The sequence below is a fragment of the Burkholderia sp. SJZ089 genome, assembly GCF_007828315.1.
Classification (GTDB): domain Bacteria; phylum Pseudomonadota; class Gammaproteobacteria; order Burkholderiales; family Burkholderiaceae; genus Burkholderia; species Burkholderia gladioli.
This window is the reverse complement of the sequence record NZ_VIUM01000013.1, coordinates 41,114-67,557: the sequence shown is the minus strand read 5'-3', so window position 1 is coordinate 67,557 and position 26,444 is coordinate 41,114. Positions and strand designations below refer to the sequence as shown.

At 69.8% G+C, this 26,444-nt stretch carries 19 protein-coding genes and 1 tRNA gene; 5 read left to right on the top strand and 15 right to left on the bottom strand.

Annotation, left to right across the window (positions count from 1 at the left end; all coding sequences use genetic code 11):
* Positions 1–38: 38 nt before the first annotated feature.
* From FB600_RS23230 to pepN, 6 genes are all read right to left on the bottom strand, one after another.
* Entirely contained in the window at positions 39–632 is a 594-nt protein-coding gene (locus FB600_RS23230; protein ID WP_145757433.1) for a chorismate mutase, read from the bottom strand.
* Between the two features lie 219 nt (positions 633–851).
* Entirely contained in the window at positions 852–998 is a 147-nt protein-coding gene (locus tag FB600_RS37300) for a hypothetical protein (RefSeq protein WP_013696961.1), read from the bottom strand.
* Between the two features lie 418 nt (positions 999–1,416).
* On the bottom strand, positions 1,417–1,668 hold the full coding sequence (locus tag FB600_RS23225) for a GlsB/YeaQ/YmgE family stress response membrane protein (protein ID WP_013696962.1): 252 nt from the start codon (positions 1,666–1,668) through the stop codon (positions 1,417–1,419).
* Between the two features lie 325 nt (positions 1,669–1,993).
* Positions 1,994–2,069 (bottom strand) — tRNA-Thr (locus FB600_RS23220).
* A gap of 314 nt (positions 2,070–2,383) precedes the next feature.
* A complete protein-coding gene (locus FB600_RS23215; protein WP_096749557.1) occupies positions 2,384–3,403 on the bottom strand; it encodes a class 1 fructose-bisphosphatase in 1,020 nt (339 codons plus the stop codon).
* A gap of 449 nt (positions 3,404–3,852) precedes the next feature.
* Entirely contained in the window at positions 3,853–6,555 is a 2,703-nt protein-coding gene (gene pepN, locus FB600_RS23210) for an aminopeptidase N (RefSeq protein WP_145757434.1), read from the bottom strand.
* Positions 6,556–6,759: 204 nt separating this feature from the next.
* Between pepN and FB600_RS23205 the strand changes: the two genes are divergently transcribed.
* Entirely contained in the window at positions 6,760–7,473 is a 714-nt protein-coding gene (locus FB600_RS23205; RefSeq protein ID WP_098181246.1) for a DUF4136 domain-containing protein, read from the top strand.
* A 183-nt stretch (positions 7,474–7,656) separates the two neighbouring features.
* Here FB600_RS23205 and guaD read toward each other — a convergent pair whose 3' ends face one another.
* The 6 genes from guaD to FB600_RS23175 all read right to left on the bottom strand — a co-directional run bounded on the left by guaD (position 7,657) and on the right by FB600_RS23175 (position 15,326).
* Complete coding sequence (gene guaD, locus FB600_RS23200) at positions 7,657–8,982, bottom strand: guanine deaminase (RefSeq protein ID WP_145757435.1); 1,326 nt, start codon at positions 8,980–8,982, stop codon at positions 7,657–7,659.
* A 37-nt stretch (positions 8,983–9,019) separates the two neighbouring features.
* Positions 9,020–10,396 carry an NCS2 family permease gene (locus FB600_RS23195; protein ID WP_036052432.1) on the bottom strand — a complete coding sequence of 459 codons (1,377 nt, stop codon included), beginning with the start codon at positions 10,394–10,396 and terminating at the stop codon, positions 9,020–9,022.
* A 97-nt stretch (positions 10,397–10,493) separates the two neighbouring features.
* Positions 10,494–11,519: an adenosine deaminase gene (locus FB600_RS23190; RefSeq protein WP_105819161.1), complete on the bottom strand. Its 1,026-nt coding sequence runs from the start codon at positions 11,517–11,519 to the stop codon at positions 10,494–10,496.
* A gap of 18 nt (positions 11,520–11,537) precedes the next feature.
* On the bottom strand, positions 11,538–12,554 hold the full coding sequence (gene xdhC, locus FB600_RS23185; protein ID WP_036052430.1) for a xanthine dehydrogenase accessory protein XdhC: 1,017 nt from the start codon (positions 12,552–12,554) through the stop codon (positions 11,538–11,540).
* A gap of 650 nt (positions 12,555–13,204) precedes the next feature.
* A complete protein-coding gene (locus FB600_RS23180; protein WP_013696970.1) occupies positions 13,205–13,723 on the bottom strand; it encodes a disulfide bond formation protein B in 519 nt (172 codons plus the stop codon).
* Between the two features lie 226 nt (positions 13,724–13,949).
* Positions 13,950–15,326 (bottom strand): amidase, encoded by a 1,377-nt coding sequence (locus tag FB600_RS23175; RefSeq protein WP_096749552.1) that lies wholly within the window; start codon positions 15,324–15,326, stop codon positions 13,950–13,952.
* Positions 15,327–15,562: 236 nt separating this feature from the next.
* Between FB600_RS23175 and FB600_RS23170 the strand changes: the two genes are divergently transcribed.
* From FB600_RS23170 to FB600_RS23160, 3 genes are all read left to right on the top strand, one after another.
* Positions 15,563–16,816, top strand: a complete 1,254-nt coding sequence (locus tag FB600_RS23170) for a gamma-glutamyl-gamma-aminobutyrate hydrolase family protein (protein ID WP_096749551.1) — start codon at positions 15,563–15,565, stop codon at positions 16,814–16,816.
* Positions 16,817–16,990: 174 nt separating this feature from the next.
* Positions 16,991–17,773: a DUF2968 domain-containing protein gene (locus FB600_RS23165; protein ID WP_145757436.1), complete on the top strand. Its 783-nt coding sequence runs from the start codon at positions 16,991–16,993 to the stop codon at positions 17,771–17,773.
* Between the two features lie 250 nt (positions 17,774–18,023).
* A complete protein-coding gene (locus FB600_RS23160; protein ID WP_013696974.1) occupies positions 18,024–19,322 on the top strand; it encodes an MFS transporter in 1,299 nt (432 codons plus the stop codon).
* Positions 19,323–19,433: 111 nt separating this feature from the next.
* Here FB600_RS23160 and FB600_RS23155 read toward each other — a convergent pair whose 3' ends face one another.
* Positions 19,434–21,272 (bottom strand): tetratricopeptide repeat protein, encoded by a 1,839-nt coding sequence (locus FB600_RS23155; RefSeq protein ID WP_164467516.1) that lies wholly within the window; start codon positions 21,270–21,272, stop codon positions 19,434–19,436.
* A gap of 131 nt (positions 21,273–21,403) precedes the next feature.
* On the opposite strand from FB600_RS23155, the gene FB600_RS23150 reads away from it, so the two are divergent.
* Positions 21,404–23,110: an FAD-dependent monooxygenase gene (locus FB600_RS23150; RefSeq protein WP_145757437.1), complete on the top strand. Its 1,707-nt coding sequence runs from the start codon at positions 21,404–21,406 to the stop codon at positions 23,108–23,110.
* A gap of 109 nt (positions 23,111–23,219) precedes the next feature.
* On the opposite strand, the gene FB600_RS23145 is transcribed toward FB600_RS23150, so the two are convergent.
* Both FB600_RS23145 and fdhF read right to left on the bottom strand, forming a co-directional pair.
* A complete protein-coding gene (locus FB600_RS23145) occupies positions 23,220–23,474 on the bottom strand; it encodes a formate dehydrogenase subunit delta (RefSeq protein ID WP_017921496.1) in 255 nt (84 codons plus the stop codon).
* A gap of 13 nt (positions 23,475–23,487) precedes the next feature.
* Entirely contained in the window at positions 23,488–26,436 is a 2,949-nt protein-coding gene (fdhF, locus tag FB600_RS23140; protein ID WP_145757438.1) for a formate dehydrogenase subunit alpha, read from the bottom strand.
* Positions 26,437–26,444: the final 8 nt, after the last annotated feature.

The window sequence follows — 26,444 nt, the reverse complement described above, 5'->3', positions numbered from 1 at the left end:
ATCGCCCCGCGGCCGCCTCGGCCGGGCGGCCGCGTCCTTCAGCCGACGGCGCTCGCGCCGCCACCCGAGCAGACGTGCGAGAGCGCCGTGTCGAGCGCCGGCGACTGCCGCGAGTCATAGCGCGTCAAGGTTTTCCAGTTGGCGATGCTGCGCGCCACGCGCGCCTGGCAATCGGGCGCCTCGCGCAGCGGCGCGACGCGCGCGAGCGCGGCGATCATCGACTGGGTGAGCTTGTCGAACTGCGGGCGCGTGGTGGTGGCGAGATCGGGCGGCGTGCCCGCGGGCGCCTGACTGGCGCGCCAGCTCGCGAACAGCGCGTTCTGCATGATCTTGCTCGCCTCGATCTGGTCGGCGAAGAAGGCATGTGCGTAATCGCGGTCGATGCCGGCGCCGACCGCCCGCCGCTCGACGTCGGCGAGCAGCTGGGCCTCGCGCGGCTTGTCCTCGATCGGCTTGTGGTTGGCCCACTTCCACTGCGCCACCGGTTCGGCCAGCGCGATGCGCTGCGAGGCGAGGGCGACCAGGTTGGTCAGCGGGGTGTCGTCGCCGTCGGCGGCGGCCGACAGCGGCAGGCAGGCGAGCAGGGCGGCAAGCGAGGCGGAGGCGAGGGCCGTGCGGAACGAAGAGATCATGGAATCGACGAGCGCCGGCGTGGGCCGGGCGAAGCGGAAAAATACGAGGATAAACGAAGACGTCGCGCGCGAGCGGCGCGAGGCGAAGATCAGCGCGCCAGGGCGAGCGCACCCTCACGGCCGTGTCGGCCGAGGCGGCGCGAGGCGTGCCGAAGGGGGAGGCGGTGCAGGCGCAAGGAGGCGGTCGCGAGGCGACGCGTCACGATGCCGAACGGACCCTTACTTCGGGGAGCCGAGCTTGTGCTGCTCGTCGAAGAACGCGCGCACATGATCGGGCAACTCGGCGAGAAACTCGACGGCCACCGGCTCCGGGTCCGGGCTCATCACTTTCTCGGGAGGTGGCATGCGAAGTGGTTTCTCATCCATGATCAATCTCCTTGCGGTGACTCGATTATCGATCGCTTATCTCGATTTTTTCCAGCGGGGAATCGTTTCAATTTGTCGATGTTGCTTAAACCGCACACACGCCGTGATTTTGTCGGACCAGGCCCAGGTCTGCAGGGACGAATTCGATGCGCGCGCATCGAATTCGTCTGGTCACGCCAGGCGGAGCTCCGGGTAAACGCGCTGCCGCAAGGCGCTGCGGCCCGAGGCCGGATCGGGCGAACGCGACGCGCGTGAGGCCGGGCGCAAGCGGCGTGCCCTCGGCTCGCGGAGGTGGGCGAGGCAATCGGGAGTCGGCGGAGGAGGAATCTGGGAGGATGGCCGGGCCGTACGCGGCCGGCGGTGGAAGCGCCGGCCCGGCGCGCCGATCGATCGGGCGCCGGGCGGCGAGGCAGGCAGTTTATGCGCGCCTGAACAGCCGGATGATGAACAGCAGGATGACGGCGCCGATCACCGCGACGATGATCGAGGCGAAGAAGCCGCTGCCGACGCTGATGCCGAGCACGCCGGCCAGCCAGCCGCCGATCACGGCACCGACGATGCCGACGATGATGTCGACGATCAGCCCGAAGCCGCCGCCCTTCACGAGCAGGCCGGCGAGCCAGCCGGCGATCGCGCCGATGATGAGCCACATAATCAAGCCATGAGCCATGGTGGTTCTCTCCTGTTGGATTGTTTGCTGCGAAACGAACCGGCCGCGGGCACCGAGATGCGGGTGACAGCCCTGGGCTGTCGGCTCCGGCCCGTTGCCCACGCAATGTACTGCAATAGACGGGTCAGGAGCGTTAAGTAATGTTAGACAGCGCGCGAGGGAGTTACCAAAGGTTTTTTCGGCCGGAATGGCCGGTCCGGACGATATTTCTCGATCTTTCGGCGGCCTTTCTGGACGGCCGCAAGGCAGGGGGGCGGGAAAGAACGGGGGAAGCCGGAAAGCAAAAAGCCCGATCACAAGGATCGGGCTTTTTGCTTGATTCTGATGGTGCCGGAGATAGGAGTCGAACCTACGACCTTCGCATTACGAATGCGCTGCTCTACCAACTGAGCTACACCGGCAACAGAGAAGTGAAATTATAGGGTGATTTCTGCGAGGCTGACAAGAGGTCTGGCGAGAAAATTTTCAAAATCTGCCTTGGCGTCGACTAAGTGCTTGATCCTGCTGCACTCGCGTCTCCTTGCCTGCCAAACCACCGGCGCCACCTCGGCCGCTGATCGCCCCGGGCCGGCGATGTCCGTCGCCGGTCATCTGGCCCTGCGTCTCACGACGCGGCGAATTCTACGTCGGAGCGCTTCGGGACGGAAGCCCTGGCGGGCCTCCCGGGATGATTTTTTGCGGCACCGCCGCAAGCCTTCCGGCGGTGCCGAAGCGCTTACTTCGCGGTCGCTTCCTGGTGGTAGCGGGTCACGCGCTCGACCTCGTTGCGCGAGCCGAGGATCACCGGCACGCGCTGGTGCAGGCCGGTCGGCTGGACCTCGAGGATGCGCTCGCTGCCGGTGGTCGCGGCGCCGCCCGCCTGCTCGACGATGAAGGACATCGGGTTCGCCTCGTACATCAGGCGCAGCTTGCCCGGGCGGTCCGGCGTGCGGGCGTCGGCCGGGTACATGAAGATGCCGCCGCGGTTCAGGATGCGGTGCACGTCGGCCACCATCGAGGCGATCCAGCGCATGTTGAAGTTCTCGCCGCGCGGGCCTTCGCTGCCGGCGTTCAGCTCGTCCACGTAGCGCTTGACCGGCTCGTACCAGTGGCGCGCGTTCGAGGCGTTGATCGCGTATTCGCGCGTGTCGGCCGGGATCTGCATGTTGCTCTGCGTCAACACCCAGGAGCCGAGTTCGCGGTCGAGCGTGAAGCAGTTCACGCCGTTGCCGGTGGTCAGCACCAGCACCGTCTGCGGGCCATACACCGCGTAGCCGGCCGCGACCTGCTTGGTGCCGGGCTGCAGGAAGGACTGCTCGGTGGCCTGCTGGCCGTCCGGGCAGCGCAGCACCGAGAAGATCGTGCCGATCGAGACGTTGACGTCGATGTTCGAGGAGCCGTCGAGCGGATCGAACACCAGCAGGTATTCGCCGCGCGGGTAGTTCTCGGGGATCGGGAAGAAGGTCTCCATTTCCTCGGAGGCCATCGCGGCGAGGTTGCCGCCCCATTCGTTGGCGTCGAGCAGGATTTCGTTGGAGAGGATGTCGAGCTTCTTCTGCACCTCGCCCTGCACGTTCTCGCTGCCGGCCGTGCCGAGCGCCTCGCCCAGCGCGCCCTTCGAGACGTGGTAGCTGATCGCCTTGCAGGCGCGCGCGACCACTTCGATCAACAGGCGCAGGTCGGCGGGGAGGTTGTGATTCTCACGCTGCTGCTCGATCAGGTATTTCGACAGCGTGGTACGTCGGGAAATGGACATTGCTGAGCTCCGAGAGGCGGGAAAACCGTTGTTTGCCGCAATTTTACCCGCCTCGCCCGGTGTCGCCCCCGGCTTTTTGTGGCGCAGCAGCAATCGCGGCGATCACGCTGACGTCATGTCGATGTCACGGCAGCGCGATCTCGGGATGCGCGGCGGGGCTGGTCGAACGCATGGCATGCGCGAAATCGGCTAGGCAAGGGGGGCCGCGAGAAACCCGTCAGCCTTGCCGCGCAGAGCTCGCCCGGCAGCCTCGCGCCGTCGCGGCGTGCAGCACCGTGCAGGCGCTCAGGCCATGCTTGTCGAGCTGAGTCGCCGCGGCCCATTGCCGGGCGACGGAAGCGGATCACGCAACAGCGGGACCATGCCCGCCGCGCAACCCGATAAAAAACGGCCGGACCGCGTGAGCGGCCCGGCCGTTCTGCATGGCGGGCGAAGAGAGAGACGCCGGATCAGGCGAGCGCCTTCTCGACGATCTCGCGCACGTCGCGCGACTTGACGCCTGCCGCCACGCGCTCGAGCGCCTCGCGCATGCGCTCGCGCAGCGCCGGCGTGAAGCGGCGCCAGTTCTCCAGGGAACGCGCCAGGCGCGCGGCCACCTGCGGGTTCAGCGCATCGAGCGCGAGCACCTGGTCGGCCCAGAACGCATAACCCGAGCCGTCGGCGGCGTGGAATTGCGCCGGGTTGGCCGCGCAGAAACCGAAGATCAGCGAGCGCGCGCGGTTCGGGTTCTTCAGGTTGAAGGCCGGATGCGCGAGCAGCTCGCGTACCGTGTCCAGCGTCGGATGCTCGGCCGTGCCGCGGCGCGTGGCCTGCATCGAGAACCACTTGTCGATCACCAGCGCTTCCTTCTCGAAGCGTTGATAAAAATCGGCCAGCGCCTGCCGGGCCGGCGCCTCGGCGGCGGCCGAGCCGGCCGAGGCCGACAGCAGCGCGCCGAGCGCGGCGGCGCGGTCGGTCATGTTGTTGGCGCCCTCGTACTGCGCGGTGGCAAGGCGCACCGCCTCGGCGGGTTCCGGCAGCTCGGCCAGGTAGACCAGCGCGAGGTTCTTCAGCGCGCGATGGCCGGCGTCCTCGGGCGTCGGCGCGTACTCGCCCGGCGTGCGATGGCGCTCGTGGATCGCCAGCCATTCGGCGCGCAGCGCCTGGGCCAGGCGGCCGCGCACGAACTGGCGCGCGCGGTGCACGGCGGCCGGGTTCGCCTCGCGCATCTGGTCGGCCAGGTAGGCCTCGGAAGGCAGGGTCAGCGCCAGTTCGCGGAAGGCCGGCGAGAGCGTGTCGTCGCTCAGCACGCGGCGGAAGGCTTCGACGAAGGCGTCGCCGAGCGCAAGTTCGGCGCCCGAGGCGGCTTGCTCGGCGAGCGTGAGCAGGGCCCGCGTGGCCAGGCGCTGGCCGGCTTCCCAGCGGTTGAACGGATCGCTGTCGTGGGCCAGCAGGAAGGCGAGCTCCTCCTCGCGATAGTCGTACTCGACGATCACCGGTGCCGAGAAGTTGCGCAGCAGCGAGGGCAGCGGCGCGGCCGGCACGTCGACGAAGGTGTACGTGGCCTCGGTCTCGGTCAGCTCCAGCACGCGCGTGGTGGCGCCGGCGGCGGCCTCGCCGTCCAGGCGCAGCGGCAGGTCCTGGCCGTCGGGGCCGATCAGGCCGATCGCGAACGGGATCAGCAGCGGCCCGGTCTGGGTCTCGCGCGCGGCCGGCGAGGCCTCGCCGTAACCCTGGCGCAGCGTCACCGTGTAGCGCCCGGCGGCGGCGTCGTAGGCGGTCCTGACCGTCACGCGCGGCGTGCCGGCCTGGCTGTACCAGCGCTCGAACTGGGCCAGGTCGCGGCCGTTGGCGTCGGCCATCGCGTGGCGGAAGTCATCGCAGGTGACGGCCTGGCCGTCGTGGCGCTCGAAGTAGAGATCCATGCCGCGCCGGAAGCCGTCGCGGCCGAACAGGGTCTGGTACATCCGCACGACTTCCGAGCCTTTTTCATAGACCGTCATCGTGTAGAAGTTGTTGATCTCGACATAGCTCTCGGGACGCACCGGATGCGCCATCGGGCCCGCGTCCTCGGCGAACTGCAACTGGCGCAGCACGCGCACGTCCTCGATGCGCTTGACCGCGCGCGCGCCGGCGTCGTCGGCCTCGCCGGCCGACATGTCGGCCGAGAACTCCTGGTCGCGGAACACCGTCAGGCCTTCCTTCAGGCTCAGCTGGAACCAGTCGCGGCAGGTCACGCGGTTGCCGGTCCAGTTGTGGAAGTACTCGTGGCCGACCACCGCCTCGATATTGGCGAAGTCGACGTCGGTGGCCGTCTCGGGATTGGCCAGCACGTACTTCGTGTTGAAGATGTTGAGCCCCTTGTTCTCCATCGCGCCCATGTTGAAATCGCCGACCGCCACGATCATGAAGCGGTCGAGATCGAGCTCCAGGCCGAAGCGCCGCTCGTCCCAGTGGATCGAGTGGATCAGCGAATCCATCGCGTGGCGGGTCTTGTCGAGGTCATGCGGCTCGACCCAGACCTGCAGCAGCTTCTTCGCGCCCGAGGCGGCGGTGATGGTCTCCTCGATCGCGACCAGCTTGCCCGCCACCAGCGCGAACAGGTAGCTGGGCTTGCGGAACGGGTCTTCCCACTTGGCGAAGTGACGGCCCTCGGGCAGCTCGCCCGAATCGACCAGGTTGCCGTTGGACAGCAGCACCGGGTAGGCGCGCTTGTCGGCGCGCAGCGTGACCGTGTAGATCGCCATCACGTCGGGGCGGTCGAGGAAATAGGTGATGCGGCGAAAGCCTTCCGCCTCGCACTGCGTGAAGAAGTTGCCGCTCGACACGTAGAGGCCCGACAGCGTGGTGTTGCCGGCCGGCGCGCAGGCGCTGTCGATCGACAGCTCGAAGGCGTCCGGCAGGTTCTCGACCGTCAGGCCGTGCTCGTGGGCGCGCACCGCGTCCACCGGCTGGCCGTTCACGCGCGCGGCGATGAATTCCAGCGATTCGCCGAGCAGTTCGAGATGCGGCGTGGGCGCGGCGTCGGGGTTGCGGCGCACGCGCATGGTGTTGCGCACCACGGTGCGCTCGGGCACCAGGTCGAATTCGAGCTCGACGCTGTCGATGAGGAACGCGGGCGGCGTGTAGTCGGCGCGGCGGATCACGGTGGATTGGGCAGCTGTATCGGACATGTCGTGCGTGGGCGTAGGAGTTCGTAAACCGGGAAATGCGCCGACCCGCTCGTGACGGGGGCGTGCGTGCATTGTACAAAGGGTTCGGATGTTGCGCGGACCGAACTTTCCGCCGGCCGGCGGGTCTGCCTGATGTCCCGGTGGGCGGCGCGCAGCGTATGATCGCGGTGCGCCCGCCGGGCGTCATCGAACACGAGGATCCAGATGAAAGCGAATCGTACGTTCCGCGCCGCCCTGTGGCTCGCGAGCGCCTGTGTCGTGCTGCTGTCGGGCTGCGCGAGCTATGTGAGCACCCAGGTCACGGCCTTCTCCGACTGGAGCGGCAGCGACGCGACCCGTACCTACGCCTTCACGCGCGACCAGGACGAGCAGAACAGTCTGGAGCAGGCGACCTACGAGAACATCGTCGCCAACGAACTGTCGACGCTCGCGTTCCGGCGCGTGCCGGCCGCCCAGGCGCGCTACCTGGTGGCGCTCGCCTACGGCATCAAGGGCGACCTGGTGAACGTGCCGCAGCCGGTCTACTACGATCCCTGGATCGGGCCCGGCCCTTACTGGCGCGGCGCCGGCGCCTGGGGCGGCTTCGGTCCCTGGGGCCCGTTCCCGACCGGCTACGTGAACCAGACCTATCGCGTCTACGAGCGCTCGCTGACGATCCGCATCACCGAGCGCGGCACCGGCCGCGAGGTCTACAACGTCAGCGCGCGCAATTCGGGCGGCGGCGGTTCGCTGGTGACGGCGATGCCCTACCTGGCCCGCTCGGCGCTGGCCGACTTCCCGCTCGGCAACGGCTCGACGCGCACCGTGCGCCTGCCGGTGGACCGCAACGGCGGTGGCCCGGCCGCACCGGCCTCGAACGAGCGCGCGGTGCCGGCCGCCCCGGCTTCCGGCGCCGCGCCGGCGGCCGCCGCGAAGTAAGGCGGCGCGGCGGAAGGCGGCGCGGCGGCGCCCGGCCGGGCGCCGATACGGCCCGATTCTCCAAACCCCGATCGTCGAAATCCGATCTTCAAAAAGCAGGGCCCGACGCGAGATGTCGCGTCGGGCCCTGTCTTCATCCGGATTCCTCAGCGAACGCCGGCTGCGCCGGCGTCCGATCCCGCATCAGGCGAGCGCCGCCTCCGCCTGCCGCGCCGCATCGCGCTCGTGCACGCAACGGCCGGCCGCGTAGGTGCTGTGCACGGCGCGGTCGTCGCCGAGCATGGCAAGCGCGAACAGCAGCTCCTCCAGCGTCTCGGCGCGCGCGGTGCGGCGCGCCAGCAGCGGCGTGGCGCGCGGGTCGAGCACCACGAAGTCGGCTTCCGAGCGCGGCGCCAGGGTGCCGACCTGGTTATCCAGCGCGAGCGCCTGCGCGGCGCCGGCCGTGGCCAGCCAGAACATGCGCGTGGCCGTGAGGTGATAACCCGACAGCCGCGCCACCTTGTGCGCCTCGTTCATGGTCTGCAGCATCGAGAACGAGGTGCCGCCGCCCACGTCGGTGGCCAGCGACAGCGACGCGCGCTGCTCGGTGGCGCGGTCGAAGTCGAACAGGCCGCTGCCGAGGAAGAAGTTCGAGGTCGGGCAGTGAGCGATCACCGTGCCGGTCTCGGCGATGCGGCGCCGGTCCTCGTCGTCGAGGTGGATGCAATGGCCGTACACGGCGCGCGGGCGCAGCAGGCCGTGGCGATCGTAGATGTCGAGGTAGCTGCGATGGCCGGGGAACAGCTCGGCCGCCCACTTCACCTCGTCGACGTTCTCGGCCACGTGGCTCTGCACGAACACGTCGGGATGGCGGCGCGCGAGCTCGGCGCAGGCTTCCAGCTGCTCCACCGTCGAGGTCGGCGCGAAGCGCGGCGTGAGCGCGTACATCTGGCGGCCGCGCCCGTGCCAGCGCGCGATCAGCTCGGCGCTGTCGTCGTGGCCCGATTGCGCGGTGTCGCGCAGGAATGCCGGGCAATTGCGGTCCATCAGCACCTTGCCGGCGATCATCCGCAGGTTCTTCGCCTCGCTGGCCTCGAAGAAGGCATCGGCCGACTGCTTGTGCACCGTGCAGTAGACCAGCGCCGTGGTGGTGCCGCTGGCCAGCAGTTGGTCGACGAAGAAGCCCGCCACCTCGCGCGCATGCTCCGGATCCTCGAAGCGCCGCTCGGTCGGGAAGGTGTAGGTCTCCAGCCAGGGCAGCAGCCCCGGCGCCGGCGATGCGATCATGTCGGTCTGCGGATAGTGGATGTGCGTGTCGATGAAGCCGGGCACGATCAGCTTGTCGCGCAGCGTGGCGAGGTGGGCGTCGGGCGCGAGGCGCCCGGCCAGCGCCGCGTAGGCGCCGGCGGCCACCACCCGGCCGTCCTCGACGATCAGCAGGCCGTCGTCCTCGAGCACGGCGGCGTCGGCGTCGCGGGCCGGGTCTGCGCGAAAGGTCAGCAGCCGGGCGCGGAAGGCGGTTTGGGTCATGAGCGGAACTCCAGCATCGAAAGGGTGAGGCGCGGCATCACAGCTGCGCGAGCAGCACGCCCGACAGCGCGGCGACGATCCACATCGCCGGCTTGATCTCGTGGCGCTTGCCGGTGAACAGCTTGAGCACCACGAAGGCGAGGAAGCCGTAGGCGATGCCGTCGGTGATCGAGTAGGTCAGGGGGATCAGCACCATCGCGATAAAGGCGGGGATCGCCTCGTCGAAGCGATGCCACTCGATCTTGGTGATCGACTCCATCATGAACACGCCCACCAGGATCAGCGCCGGGGCTGTGGCGATCGCCGGCACCAGCGAGAGCAGCGGCGAGAGCACCAGGAAGGGCAGGAAGCAGATCCCGGCCACCACCGCCACCAGCCCGGTGCGCCCGCCCGCCGAGATGCCGGCCGCCGATTCGATGTAGGCGTTGGCGGGGCTGGTGCCCAGCGGCGCCGAGACCACCGCCGAGAACGCGTCGACCATCATCGACTGGCGGATGTTGCGCGGATTGCCGTCGCGATCGATCAGGTTGCCCGCTTCCGAGATCGCCATGAAGGTCGACAGCGCGTCGAAGAAGGCGGTGAACAGCATCACGAAGATGAACGGCCAGTAGGCCACCTTCAGCGCGCCGATCAGGTCGAGCTGGCCGATGCCGGAGAAGTCGGGCGCGGACACCAGGCCGTTCCAGTTGACCAGCGTCCTGGTGGCGATCGCGGCCGGCCAGTAGGCGGTGCCGTCGCCCCAGACACGGCCGATCGGGATCGCCAGCACGGTGGTCACCACGATGCCGATCATCAGCGCGCCGGTCACGCGGCGCACCACCAGCACGGTGGTGACGGCCAGCCCGATCAGGAACGTGACGATCACCGGGTTCAGCGAGGAGGCGTGCACCACGGTGACCGGGTCGCCCACCACGAACTTGGCGTTGACCAGGCCGATCAGGCAGATGAACAGGCCGATCCCGCAGGACACGGCATGGCGCAGGTTGGGCGGGATCGCGTCCACCACCAGCTTGCGCGCGTTGAAGGCGGCCAGCACGGCGAAGATCACGCCGGCCCAGAACACGCAGCCGAGCGCGGTCTGCCAGGGCATGCGCCCGCCGTGCACCATCACGAAGGTGAACAGCGCGTTCATGCCCATGCCCGGGGCGACCAGCACCGGGTTGCGCGCGTACAGGCCCATCGCGCAACTGCCGAGGAAGCTGACGATCACGGTGGCGGTCAGCGCGGACGCGAACGGCACGCCTGCCTGGGACAGGATGCCGGGATTGACGACGATGATGTACATCGCCGTCAGGAACGTCGTGATGCCCGCGACGATCTCCGTGCGCAACCGCGAACCGGATTCGCGGATGCCGAAGAAACGGTCGAGCATCGAGCTCGAAGCCGGGGCCTTGCTGCCGTTGTACGTGTCCATCGGAAAAGCTCTCCTCAGTCTCTGTTATGGGAACCACCGTGCGCATGCGTCGAGCGCATGCGCTCAAGGCACCGGCGCTCCCGACAGGACGTGGGCGTCATGCCGGGTGCCAGTGCGAATCGAGCTTCGCGATCAGCGCGGCGCGCTCGGCCTCGGTGACGAAGGACGCCTCGAATCCATTGCGGATCACGGTGTAGACGTCCTGGTCCTCGAGGGCGAGCGCGGCCACGGTCGCGAAGTAGTTGTCGTTGACGTAGCCGCCGAAATAGGCCGGATCGTCGGAATTGATGGTGACCGCCACGCCGCTGTCGAGCAGCACCTTCAGGGTGTGCTTGGTCATGTCGTCGAATACCTTGAGCTTCAGGTTCGACAGCGGGCAGACCGTCAGGGCGATGCGCGAATCGGCCAGGCGCGCCACCAGGGCCGCATCCTCGATGCTGCGCACGCCGTGGTCGACGCGGTCCACCTTGAGCAGGTCGAGCGCCTCGATCACGTAGGCGGGCGGGCCTTCCTCGCCAGCGTGCGCCACCAGCTTCAGGCCCAGCGCGCGGGCGCGGGCGAACACGCGCTCGAACTTCGAGGGCGGATGGCCCTGCTCGGAGGAGTCGAGGCCGACGCCGATCAGGCGGTGCGAATACTTCTCGAAAAGCGGCAGCGCCGACTCGAAGGTGGCCAGCGCGTCCTCCTCGGACAGGTGGCGCAGGAAGCAGAGGATCAGCTTGCTGGATAGCCCGCGCGCCTCGGCGTCGGCCAGCGCGCGGTCGATGCCGGCCACCACGGTCTCGATCGGCACGCCGCGCTCGGTGTGCGTCTGCGGATCGAAGAAGATCTCGGTGTGCACCACCTTGTCGGCCAGCGCGCGCTCCACGTAGGCGGCCGTCATGTCGTAGAAGTCCTGCTCCTGGAGCAGCACGCTCGCGCCCGCATAGTAGATGTCGAGGAAGGATTGCAGGTCGGTGAACGCGTAGGCCGCGCGCAGCGCCTCGACCGATTCGTAGGCGAGCTTCACGCCGTTGCGCTCGGCGAGCTTGAAGATCAGTTCCGGCTCCAGCGAGCCTTCGATATGGATGTGCAGCTCGGCCTTCGGCGCGAGCGCGATCTTGTTCTGCAGATTCGGGGTCATGGTGTTCTTCTTGGTCGGTCAGGTTTGAGGGGAGGCCGGCACGCCGGCCGCCGGGGCGGCGTGCATGTCGACGACCTGCAGGATCTGCGCGGCCACCGAGATCGCGATGGTCTCGGGAGCCTTGTCGACGATGCCTTCGACGCCGATCGGGCAGCGCATCCGCGCGGTCTGCGCGGGGTCGATGCCGCTCGCGGCGAGGCGCTGTTCGAACTGCACGCGCTTCGACTTCGAGCCGATCATCCCGAAGTATGCATAATCGGCGCGCCGCAGGACGTGCTGGGCCAGCACGAAGTCGAAGGCGTGATCATGCGTCATCACCACGAAGTAGCTGTGCGGCGCGGCCTCGGCCACCGCCTGCTCGGGCGCCTCGCGCGCGTCCACGGCGAGGTTGCCGATGCCGGCCAGCGCCTCGGCGCTCGGGAACGGCGCGTCGCTCGCGTCGATCCAGCGCACCCGGCAGGGCAGGGTGGCCAGCACGCGCACCAGCGCGAGCGCCGCGTGGCTGGTGCCGAACAGCTCCACCGCGAAGGTGTGCGGCGCGATCGTCTCGGTCATCAGCGAGACGTCGCCGGTGCTCCACAGCAGGCAGTCGGCGCGCGTCACGTCGGCTTCCGGCTCGCTGAGCATCACCGGGTCGGGCGAGGGGCCGAAGGCGATGCTGCGCACCGTCGCGTGGCCGGCCGCGACGCGCTTGGCCAGCGAGGTGATCCAGCCCAGGTCGGCGATGTCGAGCCGCTCGAAGGCCAGCGTCACGGCGCCGCCGCAGCACTGGCCCAGGCTCGGGCCGAGCGGCAGCCGCTCGAGGCGGCGCGCGTGCGACAGGTGCGAGCCGTCCTTGAGCAATTGCCGTGCGATCTCGATCGCCTTCCATTCGAGATGGCCGCCGCCGATCGTATGGCGGGCCGTGTCGCGCGTGACCAGCATCTTGGTGCCGGCCTCGCGCGGCACCGAGCCTTCGGCGCGCGCCACCGTGACCAGCACCGCGGCCTCGCCGTGCGCGATCAACTGCTGGACGTCGGTCAACCAGGTTTCCATGGTGTGGGCCTGCGTCGTCAGCGCGCCGCCGCGGCCGCTTGGGGCGCGAGCGTGGGCGGGATGGATGGGACGGCGGGACGGGGCGCCCGGGCAGCGTGCCTGGGCAGGCCCTGGGCGGTGCCGCGAGCCGGCGGCGCGGCGCCGACGCTGGCCCGTCGCGGCGCGCCTCGGACCGGCGCGGGCTGGCGCACGGCGTCGAACGGCCGGTTCGGGGGGATGGCGCGCACGCGGGGCGTGCTGCCTGGGGGACGGATACGGATGGTTTGCGTTGTCATGGTCGATAGCAGACATTGCGGATCAGGCGCGCGTTACGCAGGGTCGACAAGCTTCGAGGACTCCAGCCTCGCGCACGTAGATCGCCATCCGGTTTTGACGATAGCACCGCAAATTCCGGGAAATATTTTCCCTGGCTGATGCGGGCTATTTGGAGGCGATCATGTCGATCCTAGTACGTCGGGCGCGCGGGCGGCGTCGACGGACCCTGCCGACGCGCGGCGAAGGCCGCCGCGCGGGGCAGGCGCGGCCGCCGTGGCGGGCCGCGATGCGACTGGAGGGGCGGGGCCCGGCGGGCCCCGGCGAGACTTAGGTGTTTACGCCGAACGGCGTGCGCGGCGCGCCCGGGGCCGTCGCGCGAGGCGCGTGGAACGGGCTCAGACCCCGCGCGCGATGCGGCGGCGATTGCGCACCAGGCTGCCGGCCACGGCCAGGAAGATCACCACGAAGCCGATCGCGGCCCAGCCCGGCAGCAGGATGCCGAGGATCGGCGGGTAGGCCGTCTCGCAGAGGCCGGCCACCTTGAACACGCTCGGCAGCCAGTGCGCGGGCGGCAGGCTGTCGACGATCGGCTGCAGCGTGTCGAAACCGCAGCTGAAGCCCGGGTGCAGCTGGATCTGCAGGTGGTGCAGGGCGGTGCCGGCGCCGGCCAGCGCGGCGATCACGATCAGCAGTTCGATCACGGCGAGGCTACGCCAGCTGCGCAGGCCGGTGCCGAGGAAGGAGAAGATCGCGATCAGCGCGAAGAAGTAGCGCTGGATGATGCACAGCGGGCAGGGATCCTCGCCCTTGACGAACTGCAGGTACAGCGCGCCCGCCAGCAGGGCGACGCAGACGACGCCGAGCAGCGTCAGGAGGCGGCGCTCGCGGCGCAGCGACAGCGAGAAATCGTTCATCGGTGGTCGGTCCCGAAAATGGAGTGGTCGGATTTTATCGCGAACGGGCCGCTGTTTTCGTGCGCTGGGCGGGATTCCCGGGCGGAAGCTGGCTCGCGGTGGCAGTGCCGGGCGCGCAAGCTGGCGCGGCGGTTGGCCGGGCGCCAGGCTCGTGCGCGGCGCTCGAGGCCGCCGCCGCCAAGGCGGCGGCTCCAGCCGCGGCCTGCATGCCGCCCGCCCCGCGGATTCAGCGAATCGCCGCCAGCACCGCCTCGACCGCCTGGCCGATCGCCAGCAGGGCATCGTCGCGATGCGGGCCGGCGGCCAGCATCAGCCCGACCGGCGCCGTGTCGCGCGGATGGCAGGGCACCGACAGCGCGCAGGCGTCGAGGAAGTTGAAGGCGCTCGGGTTGCGCAGGATCAGCGCGTTGGTGCGCCCGAAGGCCTCGTCGTCGGCTTCCAGCTCGGCGATGCGCGGCGGCACCACCGGCACGGTCGGCGCCAGCACCGCGTCGACGCGCGACCAGAGCGTCTGCTCGGCCTCGTCGAGCATGGCGGCGCGCGCGGCGATCAGGTCCAGGTAGTCGGCCGCGCTGGCCGTCTCGCCCTTGAGGATGCGCGCCAGCACGCGCGGATCGTACTGGTCGCGCCGATCGGCCAGCAGCGGCCGGTGCCAGGCATAGGCCTCGATCGGCGAGAAGCCGAAGCGGTTGATCTCGGGCAGGCGGTCGAGCGGGGCGAAACGCAGGTCGGAGACGATCGCGCCGGCCGCCTCGAGATGGCGCAGCGCGGCGTCGAAGGCGGCGCCGACCTCGGCATCCATGCCGTCCGTCACATAATGATTGAGCACCCCGAGCCGCACGCCTTCGAGCGGCCGCGCGGCCGGCACGCGCGGCGCCAGGCCGGCGAGGATCCGGTCGACCAGCGCGCAGCAGGCCACCGAGACGCCGATCGGCCCGAACGAATCGAGCGTGGTCGACAACGGCACGCCGCCCGAGCGCGGCACGCGGCTGGCGGTCGGCTTGAAGCCGGTCAGGCCGCAGAGCGCGGCGGGGATGCGGATCGAGCCGCCGGTGTCGGTGCCCAGCGCGACCGCGGCCATGCCGTCGGCGACCGAGGCGGCCGCGCCCGAGGAGGAGCCGCCGGTGATGCGCGCCTCGCCTGCCACCTCGCGCCGGTAGGGCGAGCGCGGCGTGCCGTAGTGCGGATTGAGGCCGAGCCCCGAGAAGGCGAACTCGCTCATGTTGGTGCGCCCGACGATCACCGCGCCGGCGCGCCGCAGCCGCGCCACGGCGGGCGCGTCGGCGCTGGCGGGCGCCGCGTCGTCTAGCGCGCGCGAGCCGGCCCGCGTGCGCTGGCCGGCGATGTCGAACAGGTCCTTCACCGATACCGGGATGCCGGCCAGCGGCGAGAGCACGGTGCCGGCCGCGCGCAGGCGGTCGTGCGCGTCGGCGGCGGTGCGCGCGGCCTCGGCGTCGACGCCCGTGAAGGCGATCGAACCCTGCCCGTCGGGCGCGGCGATGCGCGCGAGCGCGGTATCGACCAGCGCGCGGCTGGTGGTGCGGCCGGCGGCGAGATCGGCGGCCAGGGTGGCAAGCGGGGGGAACGGAGCGAAGGTCGTCATGGCGGGTTCGGCTTCGGAGCGGGATTCGGATGGAGCGGCGAGGGCGGCGTACCCTGCGCCGCGCCGGCAAAGCCAGGCGACGCCGGGCCGGCCGGCGGGCGAGGTGCAGGCAGACGATGGTAGGGGTATCGCCGGCGGGCGTCCAGCGCGGGTGGGCCGATTTGCCGCTGATGCGGGTCTGAAGGATAATGGGCCTTCGTCGAACCCACGCGTGACAGACGCGCCAGACCCTCGTCATGAGCGAAAACACGCCTTCCGCACCGCCGTCCGGAGTTCGCCCGGACCTCACCCCGGCTGCCGACGCGGCCGATCCGAATCCCGCCGCAGTACCGTCTCCCGAACCGCCGAAACCTTCGCCGGCGGCGTTTGCCGCGCAGGTGCCGGCCGCCCAGGACGTGGCCGTCGAGCCGGCTATCGCGCCGCCCGATCCGGCCGCGGCCGCTGCTGCCACGGCCGCGGCGGCGGCCGGGATACCGCCCGCGCCCGCAGCCGCGGGTGCGGCGAGCGAGCCGGCCGGTGCCAAGCCCGGCGCGCCGCCGCCCGGTTTCGGCGCCGCGCCCGACTTCGAGACCGCTCGTCCGCCGCCTGCCTCGGCGCAGCCGGCGGCACCACCCGCCTACCTGAAGCAGAGCGATACGCCCTGGTCGGTGTTCGGCCGCATCATCGCGGCGCGCGCGCGACGCCTGTTCGATCGCGCCGGCCAGCGCATCACGCAGCGCACGCTGCGCATCGGCGTGTCGGCCCGCATCTTCCATCCCGAACCCGGCGCCAGCGGCCTGCGCGGCAAGACGCTGCAATACCTGGAGGAGTCGATCGCGCACTGGGTGATGTCGCGCGACGTGCTGGTGTTCATGATCCCGACGGTCGGCCACCAGGGCATGCTGCACCCGAGCAACATCCGCCTGCGCGACTACGCGAAACACCTGGACGGGCTGCTGCTGCAGGGCGGCGCCGACGTCTCGCCGCAAACCTACGCGGCCTCGGACGCGCGTCCCGAATGGCCCGGCGATCGCGTGCGCGACATGTACGAACTCGAGCTGCTGCACGAGTTCGTCGAGTCGGGCAAGCCGGTGCTCGGCGTGTGCCGAGGCTGCCAGTTGATCAACGTCGCGTTCGGCGGCTCGCTCTACCAGGACATCGCCACCGACGTGCCGACCGCGGGCGTGCACGTCAGCGAGCATTACGACCAGCATCGCCACGCAATTCGCTTCCCCGACAACTCGACGCTCGCCAACATGTTCCCGGGCCGTCACGATGCCCTGGTCAACTCGATCCACCACCAGGCGATCCGCGACCTCGGCCGCGATCTCAATATCGAGGCCGTGTCGGCCGAGGACGGCATCATCGAGGCCATTCGCTATCGCCGCGCGCCCTTCGTGGTGGGCGTGCAGTGGCATCCGGAGTTCCATCGCGCAGGCGGCGCCGAGCTGCTCGACTGCACGCCGCTGCTCGATACCTTCCTGCGGGCCGCGCGCGAGACGCGGCTCTAAGCACGGCTCTGAAGCGCAGTCGCGAGGCGCAGCGCCGAAGCGAGTCCCTGACCGAGTCGCATCCGATCGCGCCGTGCATCTTGCGCCAGGCGGCCGTCCTGCGGTTTCTGCCGGCGGCCGCCTGGCGTTTTCAGGCGATAATCGCGCGTCTTCCCATCCATCAGGAGCCTCAGCTTGAACAAGCGGAGCAAGCTCGCCGGCTTCGGTCGCGCGGCATCGTGGCTGGCGCTGGCCATGATCGTGTCGGCGGCCGGCGTGGCCAGCGCGGCCGACGCGGCGGGCGCCGCATCGGCCGATAACACGGCGGCGCAGGCACCTGCCGAGGTGCCCCGGGCCATGCCGGAATCCGCGCCGCCGGTGGCCGGCACGCGTCCCGACGTGACCACCCTGACGCCCGACGACGGCCAGGGCGCGGCCGCCTCATCCTCGCCGGTGGCGGGCGAGGCGCAGGGCAATGTCGCCGAGCTGATGGGCATGCTGCGCGAGCATCGCCTCACGGAGATGCGCACCACCTACAACGGCAGCTACGGCGCGAGCCTGCTGTTCTACCCGCCCGAGATGACCTATTACGTGGCGCTGTTCCAGGACAAGCATTTCTGGCGCGTCGTCAAATCGCAGGAGCGGCCGCGCGCGGAGATGGTCTACCAGAACTTCGCCGACCAGACCGTGCAGCTATCGGATATCGAGCTGCGCCGTACCGAGCTGGCCGCGCAGAAAACCTTCCTGGAGCGCGTGATCGGCCTGTCCGAGGATCATGCCAGGCGCCTGCAGATCGACCTCGACCTGGCGCGCCGGCAGCGCAGCGAGATCGACGCCCGCCAGCAAGCCGCGCAGGACCAGGCGCAGGCGCTCGAAGTGGAGCAGCGTGCCTCGCGGCTGCAGTTGCGCGATCTCGAACGGCAGGTGCAGCAGCTCCAGCAGCAGAACGAACGCGGCCTGTCGCCGGCCGCGAAATGAGGAATGCGGGCGCCCGCCCGCATCTTTCCTGACAACTTCCTTTCTCCCTAAGCCGTCTTCTTGCTCGATATGTAATGTCTTTGCAAGAAACGTCGCGCTTCTCATCACTTCCCCGCATACCTTGGCGCAGCGAATTGCGCGACACTGCGGTACAGTCTGCGGGCGCCGGTCGGCGGCCCGACGGCCGGCCCCGGTGCGGCGACACCACACGCTGCGCGAGCCTCGCGCGAAAGCCAGATGAGATAACACAATGTCTACAGCGACACACACCTCCGTCCAGTCGGAATCGAAGGTCAAGACCGTCTTCCGCGTGGTCAGCGGCAACTTCCTGGAAATGTACGACTTCATGGTCTATGGCTATTACGCCTCGGCCATCGCCAAGACCTATTTTCCGAGCGGCGACGCGTTCGCCTCGCTGATGCTGGCGCTGTCGGTGTTCGGCGCGGGCTTCCTGATCCGGCCGGTCGGCGCGATCGTGCTGGGCGCCTACATCGACCATCACGGCCGCCGCAAGGGCCTGATCCTGACCCTGGGCCTGATGGCGCTCGGCACGCTGGCGGTGGCCACCGTGCCTGGCTACAGCACCATCGGCATGCTCGCGCCGATCCTGGTGCTGCTCGGACGCCTGCTGCAGGGTTTCTCGGCCGGGGTCGAGCTGGGCGGCGTGTCGGTCTACCTGTCCGAGATCGCCACCAAGGGCAACAAGGGCTTCTACACCGCCTGGCAGTCGGGCAGCCAGCAGGTGGCGGTGGTGTTCGCGGCGCTGGTCGGCGTGGTGCTGCACAGCGTGCTGCCGGTCGAGCAGATGACGAGCTGGGGCTGGCGCGTGCCCTTCCTGATCGGCTGCCTGATCGTGCCGTTCCTGTTCCTGATCCGCCGTTCGCTGAAGGAAACCGACGAGTTCCTGGCGCGCCGCCATCGTCCGGGCATGGGCGAGATCATGCAGTCGATGCTGAAGAACTGGGGCGTGGTGCTGGCCGGCATGGGCATGGTGATCATGACCACCGTGTCCTTCTACATGATCACGGCCTATACGCCGACCTTCGGCAAGGAGGAGCTGCACCTGTCCTCGATCGACGCGCTGGTGGTGACGGTCTGCGTCGGCCTGTCGAACCTGTTCTGGCTGCCGGTCTGGGGCAGCATCTCGGATCGCATCGGCCGCCGCCCGGTGCTGATCACCTTCACCGTGCTGACCCTGCTGACGGCCTATCCCGCCGTGCAATGGCTGGTGGCCGAGCCGTCCTTCCTGCGCCTGCTGCTGGTCGAGCTGTGGCTGTCCTTCCTGTACGGCTCCTACAACGGCGCGATGGTGGTGGCGCTCACCGAGGTGATGCCGGCCGAGGTGCGCACCGCCGGCTTCTCGCTGGCCTACAGCCTGGCGACCACCATCGGCGGCTTCACGCCGGCGATCTCGACCCTGCTGATCCACGAGACCCACAACAAGGCGGCGCCGGGGCTGTGGCTCGGCGTGGCGGCGATCTGCGGCCTGATCGCGACCCTGGTGCTGTATCGCACGCCGGAATCGCGCAATCAATACAAGGCGGTCTGAGCACGGCGCTGCCGCGGGCAGCGCCGTGCGGCACAAGGCAAAAGGGAGCGCCGAGGCGCTCCCTTTTGCCTTGCCGGGCGGGCGGCATGAAGCCGGTCCGCATGCGCAGCTTTAACCGGCCCGGATGCGCGCCGCCACCGCGGCGACCACCGGATCCCAGGCGCCCGGCTCGGGCTGGCGGAACAGCTCGGCGCGCGGATACCAGGGGCTGTCTTCGCCGGTGAACCAGCGCCAGTCGGCGGCGAATGCCAGCATCAGCCACAGCGGCTTGCCGAGCGCGCCCGTCAAATGCGCGACGGCCGTGTCGATCGCCACCACGCCGTCGAGCCGGTCGATCAGCGCGGCGGTGGCGGCGAAATCGTCGAGCCCCTCGGCACGATGGATGCGCACGCGCTGCGGGTGCGCCGCGAGCGCGGCACGATCCTCGGCCGACAGCTCCGGCTGCAGCACGATCCAGTCGACGCCGGGGATCTCGAACAGCGGCGCGAGCGCGGAGAACGGCGCGGCGCGATTCTCCTGCACCTGCCGCCGCCCCGACCAGACGATGCCGAGCTTGCGCCTGGACTGGCCGCCGAGCGAGCCGCGAAAGCGGCGTCGCGCGTGCTCGGGTACCGACAGATAGGGCGTGCGCGAGGGGATCTCGTCGAAGTCCAGGCCGAGCGCGAAGGGCAGGCTCAGCAGCGAGCAGCCGAGATCGGCGCCGTGACGGCCTTGCCCGCTCGCCACGATGCCGACGCGCCAGGCCTTGGCCAGCGGCGCGAACAGCGACAGCAGCTCGGGCTGCACCTCGAACACCAGCCGCGCGCAGCGCTCGCGCGCCAGCGGCACGAAGCGCGCGAACTGCAGCGTGTCGCCGAAACCCTGTTCGGCACGAACCAGCAGCGTGCGTGATTCGATCGGCTCGCCATGCCAGCGCGGCTCGCCCGCCGCGGGCGCGCCCGGCAGCGCGTGGCGCGCCTCGTATTCGGGCAGGCCGCGCCGGAAGTCGCGCAACGTCAGCAGGGTGACGGCGCGATGCATGCGTGCCAGCGTGTGGTCGGGCGCCAGGCGCAGCGCCTGGTCGAAGGCGCGCAGCGCCAGCTCGTGCGCGCCGAGCGCATGATGCGCGGTGCCGAGGTTGAGCCAGGCCAGCACCAGGGAGGGATCGAGGCCGACCGCGCGCTCGTAGCGCGCGCGTGCCTGGGCGTGGTGGCCGAGCGCGGCCAGCGCATTGCCGAGCCCGAGCAGCGCGAGCGGGAAGGCCGGGTGCAGGCCCAGCACCGTTTCGAAGGCCGCTACCGCTTCCTGGTGGCGGCCCACCGCGTCGAGCGTATTGCCGAGATTGAAATGCGCGGCCGCGAAGCGCGGCTCGGAGGCGATCGCCGCCTGGAAGTGGGAGACGGCCTCGTCGGCCTGGCCGAGCGCGGCCAGCGCCATGCCGAGGTTGTTGTGCGCGCCGGCATGGCCCGGGCGCAGCGCCAGCGCGCGGCGAAACGCGGCGAAGGCCGCCTCGTGGCGGCCCAGCGCGTTGAGCGCGTTGCCGAGGTTGTTGTGGATCGAGGCATCGCCGGGCGAGAGCCGCAGCGCGCGCTCGAAGGCATCCACGGCATCCTCGTGACGCTCCTGCGCGGCATAGGCATTGCCGAGGTTGTAGTGCGCGAGCGGGAAGTCGGGGGCCAGCGTCAGCGCGTTGCGAAAGCGCACGATCGCGTCGTCGATCCGGCCCAGCGCCTTCAGCGCATTGCCGAGATTGAGGTGCAGCGCGGCATCGTTCGGGCGCAGCTCCACCGCGCGGCCGACCAGATCGGCCGCTTCCTGGTTCTGCCCCTGTTGATGGCGCAGCACGCCGAACAGATGCAGTGCATCGGCATCGGACGGGTTGGCCGCGAGCGCGGCGCGGTAGTCGCGCTCGGCCTCGGCCAGGCGGCCTGCCCGATGCGCCGCGAACGCGCGATCGAAAACGGATTCCATGACGCAAGACTGGCGAGAAAGACGCATTTTCCCACAGCGCGCGTCGGGCCCGTCCATTTGCGCGTGTGCGTCTGGAACGCGTGCGGCGGCGGGCGTAGACTTGGGGACCGTCCTGGATCGCGGAGGTCGAGATGCTTGCCGTCCCGCTGGATATCGCGCCGGTGCTGATCGTCGGCGCCGGGCCCACCGGCCTGGCGGCCGCGCTGTCGCTGGCGAGGGCCAAACTGCCCGTGCGCATCGTCGACCAGGCCCGCCGGCCGGCCCCGCATTCGCGCGCGATCGGGATCCAGGCGCGCACGCTGGAGTTGTTCGAACAGCACCGCATCGTCGAGCCCTTCCTCGAGCTCGGGCATCGCGCGCGCGTCGCGCACCTGGTATCGGCCGGGCGCCGAATCGCCGAGCTCGATTTCGATCCGCTGCAGACGCGCTATCCCTATCTGCTGATGCTGGAGCAGACCGAGACCGAGCGCATCCTCACCGAGCATCTCGCTTCCTTCGACATCCTGATCGAGCGCGGCGTCAAGCTCTCGCGCTGCCGCCAGGATGGCGAGACGCTGCGCGTGCTGCTGGAACACCAGGATGGGCGCGAGGAAACACTGGCGCCGTCCTGGCTGGTCGCCGCCGACGGCGCGCACAGCACGCTGCGGCATCTGCTGGGCGCGAGCTTCGCCGGCCATGCCTTCGAGCAGACCTTCCTGCTGGCCGATGTCGCCGCCGAACCGGGCTGGCCCGACGACGAGATCCACCTGCATGCGACGCACGACGGCCTGGCGGGGATGCTGCCGCTGGGGCATGGGCGCTACCGGATCGTCGCCGATCGGCCGCCGCGGGATGCGCAAGGGGCGGAGCGCGAAGGCGCACCCGCGGCGCAGGCTTCGAGCGAGCTTGGCAAGTGCGGCGCAGACGACGATGCGCCTTCCCTCGAAACCTGTCGTGCCCTGGTGCGCGAGCGCATCGATCCGCATCTGGCGATCGACGAACTGAGCTGGTCGTCCTACTTCCATCTGCACAGCCGCATGATCGAGCATCTGCGCATCGGCCGCGTGCTGTTCGCCGGCGACGCCGCGCACGTGCACAGCCCGGCCGGCGCGCAGGGCATGAACACGGGCATTCAGGAAGCCTTCAACCTCGGCTGGAAACTCGCGCGCGTGCTGACGGCCGGGGCGCCGGAGCGGCTGCTCGACACCTATCACGCCGAGCGCCATCCGATCGAACGCGAGGTGCTGCGGCAAACCAGCTTCATCACCCAGGTGGTGGAGGCCGATCACGGGCCGCTGAAGCTGCTGCGCGAGCACGTCGTGCCGGTGCTGGCCTCGCTGGGCCCGGTGCGCGATGCGCTGCGCCGCTCGGTCAGCGAACTGGCGGTGCAGTACCGGCGCAGCCCGCTGACGCTCGAACGCGTGCTGGACGGCGGCCCGCGCGCGGGCGAACGCGCCCCCGACGCGCTGCTGCGGGTGCTGGACGGCCCCCTGGGCGGCGCGCCCGGCGTGGCGCGCGTGTTCGACCTGCACGACCCCGCGCACTTCACCCTGCTGCTGCTCGAGGCGGGGCCGGCCGGCGAGGCGGGCGATGCCGTGCAGGCCGGCGACCCGGACGGCAGCCGCCTGGCGCAGGCGCTCGACCGGCTGATGCCGGGTGCGATCCGCACCTGGCGCGTGATCGATACCGACGAGGACGGCGCGCCGCCGCTCGACGAGGCCTATGGTCATACGCGGCCCTGTTTCTATTTGATCCGGCCCGATGGTTACCTGGCCGCGCGCGGCCGATCCGCGTCGGACGCGAACGCGCTGCTCAGGCATTGCGAGACGTGGTTCGCGGCGGTCGACCGGCGCGCGTGACAGCGGGAAAGGGCGGATCCAAAGAGAAAGGCGCCGACATGCATCTCGCATGTCGGCGCCTTGTCGTATACAGCCCGTCGAGTCGCGCCGCCTGCCTTCGGCGGCCCGCCTAGACGGCAGGCGAGGCCGCCGGTTCGAGCAGCGCGCGATGCGTGAGCAGCGCCTCCCGCACGATCGGCTCGAGCGAGTGGAACACCTCGCCCTCGGGCTCGTCGAGCACCGCGAGCAGAGTGCGGCGCATGCGCGGCTCCCAGAAGCGCTTGATGTGATCGGCGACGCCGTTCACCGCCTCGCCGCGATCGGGCATCGAGGCGAAAAAGGTGCCGATCTGGTTGGCCATCGTGACCAGGTGTTCGACCTTCATGACGCGCGCCTCCTCACTTGCCCGAACCGGCCGGCACGGCCGTTTCGCGTTGCTGCAGCAGGCCGATCTGCTCGGTGTTGAAGCGCGAATACTTCTGCTGCCATTCGGACGGCTGCGTGACCGGCAGCACCTGCACCGCCGTGACCTTGTACTCGGGGCAGTTGGTGGCCCAGTCCGAGCTGTCGGTGGTGATCACGTTGGCGCCCGATTCCGGGAAGTGGAAGGTGGTGTAGACCACGCCCGGCTGCATGCGGTCCGACACCAGCGCGCGCAGCACCGTCTGCCCCGCGCGCGACTCGATGCCGACCCAGTCGCCGGTATGGATGCCGCGCTCCTCGGCATCGTGCGGATGGATCTCGAGCCGGTCCTCGTCGTGCCACTGGACGTTCTCGGTGCGGCGCGTCTGCGCGCCGACGTTGTACTGCGAGAGGATCCGGCCGGTGGTCAGGATCAGCGGGTAGCGCGCGTTGACCTTCTCCGGCGAGGCCACGAACTGCGTGATCACGAAGCGGCCCTTGCCGCGCACGAAGCCGTCGATGTGCATGGTCGGCGTGCCTTCCGGGGCCGCCTCGTTGCACGGCCACTGGATGCTGCCGAGCTGGTCGAGCTTCTCGTAGGAGACGCCCGAGAAGGTCGGCGTGAGCGCGGCGATCTCGTCCATGATCTCGGACGGATGCGAGTACTGCATCTCGTAGCCGAGCGCCTTCGACAGCAGCAGGGTGACTTCCCAGTCGGCGTAGCCGGCCAGCGGCGGCATCACGCGGCGCACGCGCGAGATGCGGCGCTCGGCGTTGGTGAAGGTGCCGTCCTTCTCGAGGAAGGTCGAGCCCGGCAGCAGCACGTGCGCGTACTTGGCGGTTTCGTTCAGGAAGATGTCCTGCACGACGATGCATTCCATCGAGGACAGCGCGGCCGCCACATGCTGCGTGTTCGGATCCGACTGGACGATGTCCTCACCCTGGCAGTAGAGGCCCTTGAAGCTGCCGTCGAGCGCCGCGTCGAACATGTTCGGGATGCGCAGGCCCGGTTCGGGCTGCAGCGTCGCCTGCCAGGCCGCCTCGAATTGCGCGCGTACCGTGGCGTCGCCGATATGGCGGTAGCCGGGCAGCTCGTGCGGGAACGAGCCCATGTCGCAGGAGCCCTGCACGTTGTTCTGTCCGCGCAGCGGGTTGACGCCCACGCCTTCGCGGCCGACGTTGCCGGTGGCCATCGCCAGGTTGGCGATGCCCATCACCATGGTCGAGCCCTGCGCGTGCTCGGTCACGCCGAGCCCGTAGTAGATCGCCGCGTTGCCGCCGTTCGCGTAGAGCCGCGCGGCCAGCCGCACCTGCTCGGCCGGCACGCCGGTGATCGCCTGGTTGGCCTCGGGCGAGTTCTCCTCGCGCGCGGCGAAGGCGCGCCATTCGTCGAAGGCGCGCGTCTCGCAGCGCTCGGCGATGAAGGCCTCGTCGAGCAGCCCCTCGGTGACGATCACGTGGGCCAGCGAATTGATCATCGCGACATTGGTGCCGGGGCGCAGTTGCAGGTGATGCGCGGCCTTCACGTGCGCGCTGTCGACGATGTCGATGCGGCGCGGGTCGATCACCACCAGTTTGGCGCCTTCGCGCACGCGGCGCTTCAGGCGCGAGCCGAACACCGGGTGGCCGTCGGTCGGGTTCGCGCCGATCACCACGATCACGTCGGCCTTCGCGACCGAGGCGAAGGTCTGGGTGCCGGCCGATTCGCCGAGCGTGGTCTTCAGCCCATAACCGGTCGGCGAGTGGCACACGCGCGCGCAGGTGTCGACGTTGTTGTTGCCGAACGCGGCGCGCACCAGCTTCTGCACCAGGTAGGTTTCCTCGTTGGTGCAGCGCGAGGAGGTGATGCCGCCGATCGAGTCGCGGCCGTACTTGTCCTGCAGCTTGCGGAATTGCGAGGCGGCGTAGTTCAGTGCCTCGTCCCAGCTCACCTCGCGCCACGGGTCGGTGATCTTTTCACGGATCATCGGTTTGGTGATGCGGTCCTTGTGGGTGGCGTAGCCCCAGGCGAAGCGGCCCTTCACGCAGGCATGGCCCTCGTTGGCCAGGCCGTTCTTGTGGGGCGTCATGCGCACCACCTGCGAGCCCTTCATCTCGGCCTTGAACGAGCAGCCCACGCCGCAGTAGGCGCAGGTGGTGACCACCGAGTGCTCGGCCTGGCCCATGAAGCTGACGGTCTTTTCCTGCAGCGTCGCGGTCGGGCAGGCCGCCACGCAGGCGCCGCAGGACACGCATTCCGATTCCATGAAGCTGCCGCCCTCGCCGGCGGCCACGCGCGATTCGAAGCCGCGCCCGGCGATCGTCAGCGCGAAGGTGCCCTGGGTTTCCTCGCAGGCGCGCACGCAGCGGTTGCAGACGATGCACTTGGACGGGTCGTAGCTGAAGTAGGGGTTCGACTCGTCCTTCTTCGCCTTCAGGTGGTTGTCGCCCTCGAAGCCGTAGCGCACCTCGCGCAGGCCGACCACGCCGGCCATGTCCTGCAGCTCGCAGTCGCCGTTGGCGGGGCAGGTCAGGCAGTCGAGCGGGTGATCGGAGATGTAGAGCTCCATCACGTTGCGGCGCAGGCCCTGCAGCCGATCGCTTTGGGTGCGCACCTTCATGCCGGCCTCGACCGGCGTGGTGCAGGAGGCCGGCGTGCCGCGCCGGCCCTCGATCTCGACCAGGCACAGCCGGCACGAGCCGAAGGGTTCGAGCGAATCGGTGGCGCACAGCTTGGGCACGTGCACGCCGGCTTCCACCGCCGCGCGCATCACCGAGGTGCCGGCCGGCACGGTCACCGACTGGCCGTCGATCTCGAGCGTGACGTCGGTGTCGGCGTGGCGGAACGGGGTGCCGTAGTCGGTGTCGTCGAAGGGATCGCGTCGCGCTTGCGCGGCGCTCTTGCAGGCGCAGTTGCCGGAGCCGCAGCCGCCGGCGCGCGAGGAATCGAATGCTTGGGTGGACATCGCTTGTC